This is a genomic window from Pseudomonas hefeiensis, from assembly GCF_030687835.1.
GTDB lineage: Bacteria > Pseudomonadota > Gammaproteobacteria > Pseudomonadales > Pseudomonadaceae > Aquipseudomonas > Aquipseudomonas hefeiensis.
In genome coordinates this window covers 2,825,762-2,838,728 of the sequence record NZ_CP117449.1, presented here as the reverse complement: position 1 = coordinate 2,838,728, position 12,967 = coordinate 2,825,762, and the positions used below count along the sequence as shown (strand labels likewise).

The window sequence follows — 12,967 nt, the reverse complement described above, 5'->3', positions numbered from 1 at the left end:
CGGGGTTATCCCACCTGCTTCCCCTAACCAAACCGGGCCCAAGGCTGCAGAGCATGCAAAACATGCTTTTCAGTCTTGGGTCGCCGAGGCGAGCGGTAACCATACGCTGACTTCGAATCCGTCCTGACGGCCTGTCGCCGGCGATGCCAGCGTTATTTGTCCGTTGATCCCCAGCACAATCGCTTTGGCGATCGCCAACCCCAATCCTGACCCCCTTGCGTCGCTCTGACCGCGTACAAAACGTTCAGTCAGTCCCTGCAATCTGGCCGGCGGCACCACCGGGCCGCCATTGACCACCCGCAACTGCGCCTGGTCAGAAAGGCTGACTTCGAGGGGGTGCTCCGTCGCACCGTATTTCAAGGCATTTTCGATCAGGTTACGCAAAAGGATGCCAAAAGCGTCTGGATCAATGGTTGAGTAGACGCCGGCCTGAGCCGGAAGCAAGAGTTCGATCTGGCGACCGCTGCTCTGCCGCCACTCATCGACCACATGGGCCAGCAACGGAATGAGGTCCTGAGGCATTTGCGCCAATAGCCCACCGCCCTCTGCCTTGGCTAACTGCATGAGCTTTTCCGAGAGCCGGGCCAGCTCGCGCAACGACTTTTCGATCTTTGCCGCACGCAGCCGCAAGGGGCCTTCGGGCGCTTCTTGGCGCAGTCGCTGGACTTGCGCCAGCGTCGCAGCCAGTGGTGTACGCAGTTCATGGGCACTGTTGGCGGTGAAGCTGCGCTCGGCCTCCAGGGTTTTGCGCAAACGCTTGAGCAGATGGTTGACCGCGTCAGCCAGCGGATCGATCTCTGCCGGCAGTCGCGACACCTTGATCGGCGAAAGGTCACCCACTCCCCGGGTCTCAACGGCACGCCGATAGGCCATGACACTGCGCAAACTCAAACGTACGAATAACCAGGTGCCCACCAGGCTGATGGGAATCAGCGCCAACAAAGGCAATAACAAGGCCAGCAAGGCCTCCCGCGCGGCCTCAAGGCGATGGTCAAGAGGCTCGGCGACTTCAATGAACACCGACTCGCGTAGCGCACTGGCGCCATACAGGCGGTATTTTTCAGTTGTGGAGAAACCTTCAGCCGGTTGTTTGCGGAATATCTTCGGATTGGCGTCGTGAGACTGCATCAGGATCTTGCCCCCTGGCATCGCGCACCAGGTAGGTCAGATGTTCCTTGTGCATTTTCAAGGTAGCTACAAGTTGCGCGTTGTGCGGCTCTTCGCGATTGCTGATCTCCAGAACAGCCAGGGGCAGGATCCGTTGCGCGGTCTCCTCCAGGGCGCTGTCGAACACTTCGTCCAGCTCATGTTGCACCACCCGCCATGTGCCGACGGTCGCTGCCAGCCAAAGCAAGGTCATGCCCAGCGTCAATCCAACGCCAAGACGTTTTTGCAAACTGACGGGAGCGCTCATGGAGAGATCAGCCGATAGCCCATGCCACGCACGGTTTCAATGAAATCACGACCTAGCTTCTTGCGCAGCCGACTGATGTACACCTCGATAGTGTTGCTCTCGATTTCGGCGCCAAAGGCGTACAGGCGCTCTTCAAGCTGCGACTTGGACAACAGTGCACCAGGGCGCTGCACGAAGGCCTCGAACAATGCCCACTCCCGCGCCGTGAGGTCCACTGTGGCACCTGCGCGCAGCACCGTACGAGCACTCATATCCAGTTGCAGTTCGCCAATTTTGATCTGCGGGTTGGGGTTACCGCTGTAACGACGCGCCACTGCAGCCACGCGTGCCGAGAGCTCGAACAGGTCGAAAGGTTTGACCAGATAATCATCGGCCCCGGCATTAAGACCCGCGATGCGGTCGGATATCTGATCCTGTGCGGTCAGGATGATCACCGGCGTCGCGACCCCGGCGCCACGCTGCTGACGCAAAAAATCAAGTCCGCGACCGTCCGGAAGCATCAGGTCAAGCAGTACCAGATCGTAGGGTGTGGTACGCATGCTGTTGCGCGCATGGTCCAGGCACTGGACCCAATCGACCGCATGGCCATCATCGGCTATCTGCTCGCGCACCGCTTCCCCCAAACCTGGCGCATCCTCAACCAATAAAACCCGCATCTGGCAGCTCCTGTGTTCGGTGTCGTGCAGAACCTTAACCGCCTTACCTGAGGTCAATCTGAAGATTCAGGTGATTGTCAGGATTGCGCCGTAGGGTATGCCAACGATGGCGCCTCGACAGGAGATAGATCATGAAATCAGCTTTTATAGCCAGTACCGCGTTATTGAGCGTGGTGCTGTTCAACGGATACGCGGTGGCCGACGAAGACTGCAGCGACCCCGTCAGCGACTGGCAATCACGCGAAACCTTGCGTCAGCAGGTAGAGCGGCAATACGGCTGGAGTGTGCAGCGCATCAAGGTCGACGACGGTTGTTACAAGCTCAAGGGACTGGACCGCCAAGGCAATGTTGTCGAAGCCCGCTACTCACCGGCATCGCTGCACCTGCGCAAGCTGGAGATCCACTTTCGGGCCGACAGCGATGGCAGGGAATACCTCGGAAAGCCGCTGATCAAATGACGATTTTGCTGCCCTTCAGGTTGCTGTCAGCAAGCAGGTCCAGGCTCTGCATCAACGCTCAAGAAAGGACAAGGCCATGAAAAAATTTATCGCTGCAACCTGCATCGCCGGCGCCATCAGCATCGCCCTGCCGGGGCTGGCCCAGGCCCGTGAAGTCACCCTGACGACCCAACTCAAACGCTACAGCGGCAATGAGGCGTATCTGGCTATTTATCTCACTGACGCCAACGGTCAATACCAGAAGACACTCTGGGTAGCGGGGAAAAAATCCAAATATTACAAGCACCTGGGCGACTGGGCACGTGGAAGCAAGCTCAATCCCAGCGAGTTCGACGGGGTCAGCGGCGCCAGTGTCGGCAGTGGACGCACACTCAAAGTCAGCGTCGAGCTTGCAGATACCCTGATCGATGCCGGGTATCAGATCCGGATCGACAGTGCCGTTGAAGACAAGCGTGATGCCCGCGCCGATGTCAGTGTGCCCCTGACGTCCGAGGGCGCAGGCAAGCCGGCAGCCGGCAGTACTTACGTCGAATCCTTTACTTACGATCTGTAGCCCCTGCCATTTCCGGAGGCTGAACATGCTTCGCCAGTTTCATTCCCTGCCCGGCCTTATCGCCGCCCTGTTGGTCATGTTGTTGGCCATCAGCGGCGCGATTTTGTCGGTCAATCCGGCCCTGGAACGCCTGCACGCCACGGCGACCGCCATCGGGCAGGTCAACGTCGGTCAGTTGGCCGGGCGCGTAGCCAAGCACTTTCCGGGCGTGGAGCAGATCCAGCGCACAGCGTCAGGGACGATCATCGTCTACTACAACCAGGACGGTCAGGCTGGAGCCGAAAAGGTTGACCCGCTGACGGGGCGAGGCCTGGAAGCTTATGAACCATCCGCCTTCTCGCGCTGGATGAAAGGGCTGCACCGGTCGCTGTTCCTTGACACACCAGGTCATGGGATAGCGGGCGTTGGCGCGCTGTTCATGCTGCTACTGTCGGTCTCCGGGGCGCTGTTATTGGTCCGTCGGTTGGGCGGCTGGCGCAACCTTCTGCGGCCGTTGCGTGGCGATTTCAACCAGCGCTGGCACGCTGAAGTCGGCCGCCTGGTCTTGCCCGGGCTGCTCCTGTCGGCACTCAGCGGGCTTTATATGTGCGCCACGACCTTCGACTTGATTGCCGACGGCAGTCAGCGTGAGCCCTCCTTCCCCACCCACGTCAGTAGCGGCCCGGCGTTGTCGGTGGCGAACCTGCCAGCCTTGCAGGTCACCGACCTGAATGACCTGCGCGAACTGGTCTATCCAAGTCCCAGTAACCCGCAGGACGTGTACTCCTTACGCACCGCCCAGGGTGACGGCTACGTGGACCAGGCCTCAGGCGCCCTGCTGTCCTATCAAGCCCACGACGCCATGCACAACGCCTACGAAATGATCTATCAACTGCACACAGGTGAGGGCCTCTGGTGGCTCGGCCTGTTGCTAGGCCTCGGTGCGCTCTGCGTGCCGTTGATGAGCATCACCGGCATCCTGATGTGGTGGGACCGCCGCAGATCCGGACCCAATATCCGCAATAACAGCACCGCGCAAACCGCCGACAGCGTGATCCTGGTGGGCAGTGAACACAACGCCACCTGGGGGTTCGCCAACGCCTTGCACGATGCTTTGCATAAGGCCGGCCACCGCGTCCACAGCGCGGCGATGAATCAGTACTCCAATGACTACGTCAATGCCCAACGCCTGTTCATCCTCACGGCGACCCACGGCGACGGCGACGCACCGGTCCAGGCTGCGCAGTTTCTGGCACGGCTGGCCAAAGCCGGTCTCAAGCCCTGGTCAGCCATTTGCCGTACTGGGCTTTGGTGACCGGCAGTTTCCACGTTTCTGTCAGTTCGCTCAGCAGGTACAGGAAGCCCTGGTGCAGGCCGGTGGTTCACCCCTGATGGGGCTGGAGACCATCAACCGCCAATCTCCTCAGGAGTTTGCCCGTTGGGGCCATGCATTGGGCGAGGTGTTGGGGGACGACCTGATGCTGGTCCACACGGCAAAACAACCGCCTACCCATAGACTGGTGCTGGCCGAGCGCATCGCCTACGGTGAAAAGGTAGATGCACCGACCCACGTACTGCGTTTCAAGGCGTCTGGAAGGTTGCCAAACTTTGAAGCCGGTGACCTGGTCGGCATTCTGCCCCCGGGCAGTGCGATCCCGCGTTTCTACTCGCTGGCCAGTGGTTCACAGGACGGCGTGTTGGAGATATGTGTACGCAAACACAAAGGGGGCCAGTGCTCGCAAATGCTTCACGGCCTGGACATTGGCGCGTCGATCGAAGCCTTTATCCAGCCCAACCCACAATTTCGTCCAGCCTCGGGCGCTCACCCCGTGATCCTGATCGGCGCCGGAACTGGCATAGGTCCCCTCGCCGGCTTTATCCGTAACAACACAGCCCACCATCCCATGCACCTGTATTGGGGCGGGCGCAATCCGACATCAGATTTCCTCTACGAGTCGGAGCTGAATGGTTACCTGGCCGACCACCGCCTCACCGCCCTGCGCCCCGCCTTCTCCCAGGTGATGGATCGCAGTTACGTGCAAGACCGGCTGATCAACGATGCGCAAATCCTGCGCCAGTTGATTGAGAAAGGTGCTCAAGTGTTGGTGTGTGGCGGCCGTGAAATGGCCAAAGGCGTGATGCAGGCATTGGATGAAATACTCGCGCCGCTCAACCTGAATGTGCAGGCCCTCAAGGTACAAGGACGCTACCGTGAAGATGTCTACTGAACTGCAACGCTACAGCCTCAATGGCGAGACCATGGGCACCCGATACACGGCCCTGTTCTATGCTGGAGCCGGGATGGACACCGACGAGGTTGGCCGCAGCCTGGCGTGCGCTGTCGCCCGGGTGGACCAGCAGATGTCCATTTGGAAACCCGACTCCGATCTCAACCGCCTCAACAGCGCCCCCGAACTCCAATGGGTGTCAGCGCCCAAAGAACTGGTTGCGGTGCTAGCGGCTGCGCTGCGTGTCAGCGAGCAATCTGGCGGCGCTTTTGATATCGCCGTCGGTGACCTGGTAGAGGCTTGGGGATTTGGTTGCGGCGAAAAACCTGTCACGCAACCGCCGCTCGGTACGTTGTCCCCCCATGTCAGACCCTCCGCCAGCGCAGGACTGGTGGTGGACCGGCAACGTAATCAAGTGCGTAAACGTGGACCGCTGAATCTCAACCTGAATGGGATCGCCAAGGGGTTTGGCGTCGATGAACTGGCCCGCTGCCTGGAAGGTTTTGGCATCACGTGCTACCTGGTTGGTATTGACGGCGAGATGCGTGCCGGGGACCTGAAACCTGACGCCCAACCTTGGAAAGTGGCCATCGAAAAACCCTGTCGGGGCGTGCGCGAAGTCATGGGCGTCATGGAACTCAGTAAGGCTGCCATCGCCACATCCGGGGATTACCGACACTGGGTCGATGTGAAGGGGCAGTCCTACGCCCATACTATGAACCCCGCTACCGGCGCTCCAGCGTGCAACTCGCTCGTGGCCGTCACGGTGGTGGCCAGTTCTTGCATGCTCGCCGACGCCTGGGCCACAGCGCTGCTGGTATTGGGCGAAACCGAGGGCCCTCGCCTGGCACAGGAGCGCGGCATGGACGCCTTGTTCGTCCTGCGTGACGCCGACCAGTTCAAAGAAATCTCGATTGTCGGCGGACAATTGCAAACGCAAATTCAGACGCACTGACGGGGCCAAACGGTTGACCCCGGCGCGGACGCCGCCGTTGCCGGGCGGTAAAAACAAGCATGGCCCGGGGAGCGCCCCCCCCTTACATCAAAGCCGGAAATATTGCTGCATGGCCTGGGAGAGCAGGCGCACCGCCTCATTGGCCTGGGACGCCTGCGCTCGGATGAACACCACCTCGTGCTCCGGCACCCGGGGCAGATCGTCAAGGATCTGCATCTTGTCCGTCACTCGGGCGCGGTCTATCAGACTGACCGCCAAGCCGGCCTCCACACACGCCTTGACGGCCTGAGTGGAGGGGCTTTCCAGGACAATGCGCGATTTGCGAGCGCATTGCTTCAGCGCGTCCATCATGGCTTGTCGGTAAGGGCACTGCGCTGCATGCACGGCCAGCGGCAGCGGTTGCGTCGAAGCAATCACGCTATTGATCGGGCCGACCCAGACAGGCGTCGTGGAGGTTAACAACTGAGACTCTGTGCCAGGCTGCTCCTTCGGCCGGGCAATCACCGCGGCCTGGAGTTTTTCACGTTGAACCTGGTCACGTAGCGCATAGCTCGGCCCCGTCCTGAGCTCCAGTACCACGTTCGGCCAGGCGGCGGCGAATGTCGGGAGGATGTCGCGGATGACATGGTCCGCATATTCATCCGGCACCCCCAAGGTGATGCGCCCTGCCAGGCGGGTGCCATGCAGGTCGGCCAGCACCCGGTCGTGGGTGCTCAGCAACTCCGTGGTAGACAGGAGCAAGCGCTTGCCCAGTGCGGTCAGGGAAACCGCCTGATTGTCACGGTTGAGCAACCGTCCGCCGGCGACCGCTTCCAGCCGCTGTATGTGCACGCTCACCGCCGCCGGGCTTTTGTGCAGTTGCTCCGCCGCCGCACTGAATTTCCCTATGCGCGCCACCGCGTGAAAAGTCCGTATCAGTTCAATATCGAGTATGGCCTGCATAATTCAACCTTTGTGAACGACTACTGCACTATATTTTGATTTATTAGATTACCCTGCTTTCGTAGCCTATGGGGCATGAACCAGTACCGATCGATCTCATGTCCTTCCCTATCCAAACCTGCGTGGCACCAGGCGATACCTCTTGTCTTACTCGAGGCAGCGCTGGTAGTGGCCTGGAGTTCAGGCTTCATCGGTGCGCGCTTCTCGCTTGATTACGCACCGCCGTTACTGGTCGTGTTCTGGCGCTGCGTGGTGGTCACGCTCATTCTGCTCCCGTTTGTCGCCAGGAACTTGAGGCGAACCTCGCCCGCCGTGCTTCTGAAAAACGCCGGCATTGGCCTGCTGGCCATGGCCGGTTATCTGGCGGGTATCACCCAAGGTATTGCCTTGGGCGTACCGGCCGGGCTCGCTGCACTGTTCGCCGACCTTCTGCCCATGGGGCTGGCTTTATTGGGCGCAGGCGTCCTGGGCCAGCGACTGGCCTGGCAGATTTGGGCAGGTCTGATCATCGGTCTGGCCGGGGCCGCGCTGGTGACACATGGCGCGATAGCCTGGGGCGATGCACCTTTGTGGGCTTATGCCCTGCCGCTGCTTGGCATGCTTTCACTCGCCGTCGCGACATTGTGGCAAAAGTATCTCCCGCCATCGCAGTCCCTGGGTCTACTGCCCAACCTATGGCTGCAATGCTGCGTTTCGGGCTTTGCCTTCGCTTTCGTCGAAGGCGTACAAGGCAGCCTTGCGCCGATACCCAGCACAGGTTTTGCACTGAGTGTCCTGTGGACCGCGGGCTTGTCTACGATTGGCGGATATGGGCTCTACTGGCTGTGTCTGCGCCGCGCGACAGCCACCCGGGTCGCCAGCGTCCTGTACCTCAGCCCACCCGTTACAATGCTGTGGGCCTGGGCCATGTTCAACGAGCCACTTTCGTGGCTGATGGTGTCGGGCATGGCGGTGTCCGGAATCGGTATCTGGATGGTAGTGCACACCGAAGCCCGGCAGGCGCGGCGGCCAGCGGACGGCAGGGCCTCGTAACCGTAGTCACTCCATTGCAGCGGGACTCAATAGCGCTTTATAGCGGTCAGTCTTCACTTTCCAACTCACCCTCAAGCCACTCAATCAGTGCTCTGACCTCAACCCGATCGCCACCCTGCGAACTTCTGAAAACGGAGATCGCCTCAGGCAAGGGAAAACTTTGCGCGCAAGGCCTCACCAAAGCCCCACGGTCAATCAACCTTGCGGCGGTGCGGCGCCATCCCAGTGCAATACCGTGCCCCTCTACCGCGGCCTGAAGCATCAAGGGATAGCTGTCAAATACAGTGCCTTGCAGATCACCCTCCGGTATCTGTCCAAACGCCTTTAGCCAACTCTCCCACTGCATCCATTGAGGTGGCGTGGTGCGATGGTGCAAAAGCGTGTGACGGGCAAGCTCACTGACATGCATGGGCGCTCGGACATTGAGGTAGTGAGGACTGCACACCGGAAACACCTCATCGGTCGCGGTAAAAACCAGAACATGCGCACCACTGGCGCGCCCGGTGCTCTGTAAGGCCACGTCAAAATGCGCATTGAACTCAGTCAGCGGCCGGGTTGAAGTAGCCACCTGGATTTCGATCTCAGGGTGTTGCTGATGGAATGACGAAAGGCGCGGCATCAGCCAGTAGAACGCTTCGCACAATTGGCACAGGAGCACGACACGGTGCTTGCCAGGCGTCTGACGAAGGGTGTCGGCGACATCACTGATACTTCGCAAGGCGGTGCTCACCACTCGCCCGAGCTCGCGTCCTTCCTGGGTTAGAAACACTGCGCGGTTGCGGCGACTGAAGAGCTTGAGCCCAAGACTCTCTTCCAGTCCCCGTATCTGCCGACTGACCGCCGCTTGGGTAATGTGCAGCTCCTCGGCGGCCCTGGAAAAACTCTCCAGCCGGGCCGCCGCTTCAAAGGGCAACAAACTGGCAAGTGGTGGTAGAGACTTTCCAAGCGTATTCATAATCACCGGTAATGCATCCGAGGCTGAGAACTCGTTTGTAGCATAGCTCTGACGCTGTGCAACATGAGCTGAATGTCCCGCGAATAGACCGATGCTCATGAGAGACTCAAACACCACCGCAGGCGTGGCCCTTGCCGTCGTCGCCACTCTGAGTTGGGCCTTGAATTTCGTTGCGCCCTACGTCACCGGTGCCTATTCGATCTACGATCTGATGATCGTCCGATTCCTGATCGCCGGCACCGCGGGTGTGGGCGTCTTGGTGCTTTATCGAGCCGAGCTTCGACGCCTAAGCCGTGAGCAGCAGCTTCTTGGCGCAAGCCTGGGGGTTATCGGATACCTCGGATATAGCACCTGCATTGCCGCCGGGGTGATTTATGGGGGGCCGGTACTGACCCCGGCGCTCATTGGTATGGTGCCGCTTCTGCAGGCCGTGCTCGGCAACGCCACGAGCAAAACCATCGAATGGCGCAAGCTCGCGATACCACTGGCACTGATGACAGGCGGGCTGTTGCTGTTGAACGTCGGCAGTCTCAATCACCCCCTAACTGGCGACAGTTCCTGGCGTAAGGGGCCGTTCTTCTCAATCAGTGCTGTTGTTCTATGGCTCGCATTCGCCGCGTTGAATCAAAGGGCCGTGGCAAAACTTGCCGTCAACGCATCAGGGGCCTGGACCGGCCTGATGATGGCAGGCGCCGGGCTGGGCACCTTGATCGCCTTACCCGCCGTACTGGCGCTTGATCTTCTGAAACTGCCAAGTCTGGGCTTCAGTATTTCTCTGGCTGGACATGTGTATGCCTGGGGGTTCTTTATCGCGCTGATGTCGTCTGTCGTCGGCGCCTGGGCGTGGAATGCCGCGTCAAGTCGCCTGCCCATGATCCTTAGCGGGCAACTGATATCCCTGGAGTCGCTCTTCGCGACGGTACTGGGCCTGGCGTTTCATCAGCGGCTGCCCACACTTTGGGAAATCTCTGGCCTTGCCGGTGTTCTTATCGGCGTAGTTGTGGCCGTTCGTATCATCCTGACACCCAGCGAATCGATCGCCCGCGTCCGACACAATGAGCACATCGCCAAGCGCACCCGGTGATGCATCTTTCACTGATCATCGTTTCGCGCCAGACTCATTCGATTCCCTGACCGCAAGGATAGCCCGCATGATCTCTCACGTTTTTTTAGGCATAGCCGATTTCGACCGCGCGTTCGTTTTCTATTCAAAGATAATGGCCGGGCTAGGCCTCACGCTGAAGTTCTGCGACGCCACTAAAGGCTGGGCCGGCTGGGTTTGCGAGGGCTCGCCTCGACCGATCTTCGTGATTGGAAAACCTTTTGACGGCAACCCGAGCGCGCCCGGTAACGGTCAGATGGTGGCGCTGCTGGCCCCCAACCGAGAGGTCGTCGCACGCAGCCATGCAATGGCGCTGGCCCTGGGTGGAACGTGTGAGGGAGCGCCTGGATTGAGGCCCCATTACCATCCTGACTACTACGGTGCCTATTTTCGAGACCTCGACGGCAACAAGCTGTGTGTCTGCTGTCATGAGCCGGCATCGGATTAATCGACCGTCATAATGCGAGCCTTCGGCATGCGATCGCACAGACTGCCGGATTCGCACAACCGGCAGGCCCAGGACCGCTAGTCAAAACTGCCAGACGGGAGGCGACCGACCTCAGGTCTTGCGAACAGGTAGCCCTGCATCAGATCGATACCCAGGTCCAGAAGCGTGGCGCGTTCCCCACGCGTCTCAATACCCTCGGCTATGACGGTAATACCCAAGCGCTTGGCGACCAGGACGATGCCCTCGACAATCGCCTGTTTGACGGTGTCTTGATCAATGGTGCGGGTCAACGCCATATCAATCTTCAGCACGTGCGGCTGAAACATGGCCAGCAGATTGAGCCCCGAGTAGCCGGAACCGAAATCGTCAATGGCGGTGGTGAAACCCTGGCGCTCGTATTCCACGAAAATCGACTTGAGGTGGTCTGGATCTACCACCTTCTCGCCTTCCGTCACTTCGAACATAAGCCGGCTTGGCGGGAAGTTCGTATTACGCGCGGCTTCCAGGGGTTGCCCGTATACAGGTCTCGGGCCTGTACACGGCATTGGGCAGAAAATTGATGCTGAGCAAGCAATCGGCAATATCCAGAATGCCCAGCCTGGCGGCTTCCTCAATCGCCTTCACACGGCACGCCTGGTCGAACCGGTAGCGGTTACCGTCATTGACCAGCCCAAGAATGTAGCCTGCCGATTCACCATTGATACCCCGCACCAAAGCCTCATAGGCGAACGCAGTGCGCGTTCGCACATTGAAGATGGGTTGGAAGGGCCATTGTGAAATCGAATCCCAGCGCCTCGTGGTTGCGACATTCGGCGCAACCGAGGGATTTGAAGGCTGGATCGGAAGAGTCTTGGGTCATGATCAGTATTCCGTTGCTTAACGGGGCGTCCCCTGCACGCGCAAGGAACTGTAGTCGACTTCACTGGCCAACGGCGAGGCAACCTGCAATGTGCATCAACCTACCCAGCCGATCGCCGTTTTGGGGATGACCTCAGACTCATCGAGCTTGGAAGCAAACATGCTCACCGCTTCGAGTGCGTCACTGGTGCCGGTTCTGATCTGCAAGATAACCGATCCCGCCTGGTCAGCCAGGGTTACGCCACGCAGGGCGCCCTCCTGGGTCACCGTCATGCTGGCGACGGCGTCACGGGTTTCAGAAAGAATCAGGCCGATCATCTCGGCAATCTCGGCCGTCGACCGGCTGGTGCGCCCGGCCAGTTGCCGGACCTCGTCGGCGACAACCGCAAAACCCCTCCCTTGATCGCCGGCCCGCGCCGCTTCGATGGCCGCATTAAGGGCAAGCAGATTGGTCTGGTCGGCGATGCCGCGAATGGTATTGACGATCGCCGTGATCTCTTCTGAACGAGCGCCCAACTGCCCGACCAATCGTGCAGAGGCTCCGATATTGTCAGCGATCTGGCGCATTTCCTTGGCCGTCTGCTGAATCACTTGCGAGCCCTGTTCAGCGACTTTCTCGGTCTCGGCAGAGATGTGGTAGGCACGGGAAGCGCCGCGCGAATCCTCTTCGAATTTCTCGACTCGTTCGCTGATGTCACTGGCGAACTTGATGATCTTGCTCAGCTTGCCTTCGGCATCGTAGACCGGGTTGTAACTGGCCTCCAACCAGACAACCTTGCCGTGCTTGCCCAAACGTTTGAATTGACCGCTGAAAAATTCACCGCTATTGAGGCGACGCCAGAAATCGCTGTATTCGGAGCTGCTCACCAGTTCCTGCTCGCAGAACAGCCGGTGGTGCTTGCCTTTGAGTTCCGCCAGCGAGTAATTCATGACGCTGAGGAAGTTGTCGTTAGCGGTCAGGATGTTGCCGTTCAGATCGAATTCGATCACCGCCATAGCGCGATCGAGTGCTGCCAGCTTGCCTTGGGTTTGCGCCTCGTTTGCCACCCGCGCGGTGACGTCGAGTGCATACTTGACCACTTTTACAACGCGGCCTTGCTCGTCCACCACAGGGTTATAGCTGGCTTCCAGCCAGACATTCCCACCCTTGCCATTGACTCGCTGAAAAGTGCCGGACACGAATTGACCGGCCCGCAGCCGGTCCCAGAACTGACGATACTCGGCACTGCTGACCAAGGCGGGCGTGCAGAAATCCCGATGAGACATACCGGCCAGTTGATCTGCCCGATGCCCCATCGTATGCAAGAAATTCTCATTGGCGCGCAGTACCTTGCCATCAGGGCTGAACTCAACAACAGCCATCGACCGCTCCAGAGCGCCAATCAAT

9 protein-coding genes and 5 pseudogenes are annotated in these 12,967 nt (G+C 59.6%); 7 read left to right on the top strand and 7 right to left on the bottom strand.

Translation table 11 applies throughout. The annotated features are described in order from the left end of the window. Positions 1–69 precede the first annotated feature (69 nt). Both PSH57_RS12505 and PSH57_RS12500 read right to left on the bottom strand, forming a co-directional pair. A pseudogene (locus tag PSH57_RS12505) lies at positions 70–1,414 on the bottom strand (sensor histidine kinase). Continuing rightward, the gene (locus PSH57_RS12500; protein ID WP_305389805.1) at positions 1,411–2,070 is read right to left on the bottom strand and encodes a response regulator transcription factor; all 660 of its coding nucleotides are present in this window, start codon (positions 2,068–2,070) and stop codon (positions 1,411–1,413) included. The pseudogene PSH57_RS12505 and the gene PSH57_RS12500 overlap by 4 nt, the downstream one beginning before the upstream one ends. A gap of 131 nt (positions 2,071–2,201) precedes the next feature. Here PSH57_RS12500 and PSH57_RS12495 point away from each other — a divergent pair, with 131 nt between their 5' ends. From PSH57_RS12495 to PSH57_RS12480, 4 genes and pseudogenes are all read left to right on the top strand, one after another. Beyond that, positions 2,202–2,528, top strand: a complete 327-nt coding sequence (locus PSH57_RS12495) for a PepSY domain-containing protein (protein WP_305389803.1) — start codon at positions 2,202–2,204, stop codon at positions 2,526–2,528. 76 nt (positions 2,529–2,604) lie between these two features. Beyond that, on the top strand, positions 2,605–3,081 hold the full coding sequence (locus PSH57_RS12490; protein ID WP_305389802.1) for a DUF2271 domain-containing protein: 477 nt from the start codon (positions 2,605–2,607) through the stop codon (positions 3,079–3,081). 25 nt (positions 3,082–3,106) lie between these two features. Next, positions 3,107–5,288: pseudogene (locus PSH57_RS12485) on the top strand (PepSY domain-containing protein). Then, positions 5,278–6,243 (top strand): FAD:protein FMN transferase, encoded by a 966-nt coding sequence (locus PSH57_RS12480; RefSeq protein ID WP_305390368.1) that lies wholly within the window; start codon positions 5,278–5,280, stop codon positions 6,241–6,243. The pseudogene PSH57_RS12485 and the gene PSH57_RS12480 overlap by 11 nt, the downstream one beginning before the upstream one ends. 87 nt (positions 6,244–6,330) lie before the next feature. Here PSH57_RS12480 and PSH57_RS12475 read toward each other — a convergent pair whose 3' ends face one another. Then, on the bottom strand, positions 6,331–7,185 hold the full coding sequence (locus PSH57_RS12475; protein ID WP_305389800.1) for a LysR family transcriptional regulator: 855 nt from the start codon (positions 7,183–7,185) through the stop codon (positions 6,331–6,333). Positions 7,186–7,260: 75 nt separating this feature from the next. Here PSH57_RS12475 and PSH57_RS12470 point away from each other — a divergent pair, with 75 nt between their 5' ends. Then, on the top strand, positions 7,261–8,217 hold the full coding sequence (locus PSH57_RS12470) for a DMT family transporter (RefSeq protein ID WP_305389799.1): 957 nt from the start codon (positions 7,261–7,263) through the stop codon (positions 8,215–8,217). 46 nt (positions 8,218–8,263) lie between these two features. On the opposite strand, the gene PSH57_RS12465 is transcribed toward PSH57_RS12470, so the two are convergent. After that, on the bottom strand, positions 8,264–9,172 hold the full coding sequence (locus PSH57_RS12465) for a LysR substrate-binding domain-containing protein (protein WP_305390367.1): 909 nt from the start codon (positions 9,170–9,172) through the stop codon (positions 8,264–8,266). A gap of 91 nt (positions 9,173–9,263) precedes the next feature. On the opposite strand from PSH57_RS12465, the gene PSH57_RS12460 reads away from it, so the two are divergent. Further along, positions 9,264–10,256 (top strand): DMT family transporter, encoded by a 993-nt coding sequence (locus PSH57_RS12460; RefSeq protein WP_422766081.1) that lies wholly within the window; start codon positions 9,264–9,266, stop codon positions 10,254–10,256. A gap of 67 nt (positions 10,257–10,323) precedes the next feature. Beyond that, a complete protein-coding gene (locus tag PSH57_RS12455; RefSeq protein WP_305389797.1) occupies positions 10,324–10,722 on the top strand; it encodes a VOC family protein in 399 nt (132 codons plus the stop codon). A gap of 77 nt (positions 10,723–10,799) precedes the next feature. Here the strand turns inward: PSH57_RS12455 and PSH57_RS12450 are convergent. The 3 pseudogenes from PSH57_RS12450 to PSH57_RS29300 form a co-directional block, all read right to left on the bottom strand. Continuing rightward, positions 10,800–11,581, bottom strand: a pseudogene (locus tag PSH57_RS12450) (EAL domain-containing protein). A 95-nt stretch (positions 11,582–11,676) separates the two neighbouring features. Further along, positions 11,677–12,153: pseudogene (locus tag PSH57_RS29305) on the bottom strand (methyl-accepting chemotaxis protein); the annotation flags it as partial. Positions 12,154–12,312: 159 nt separating this feature from the next. Next, positions 12,313–12,942, bottom strand: a pseudogene (locus PSH57_RS29300) (PAS domain-containing protein); the annotation flags it as partial. Between the last annotated feature and the right edge of the window lie 25 nt (positions 12,943–12,967).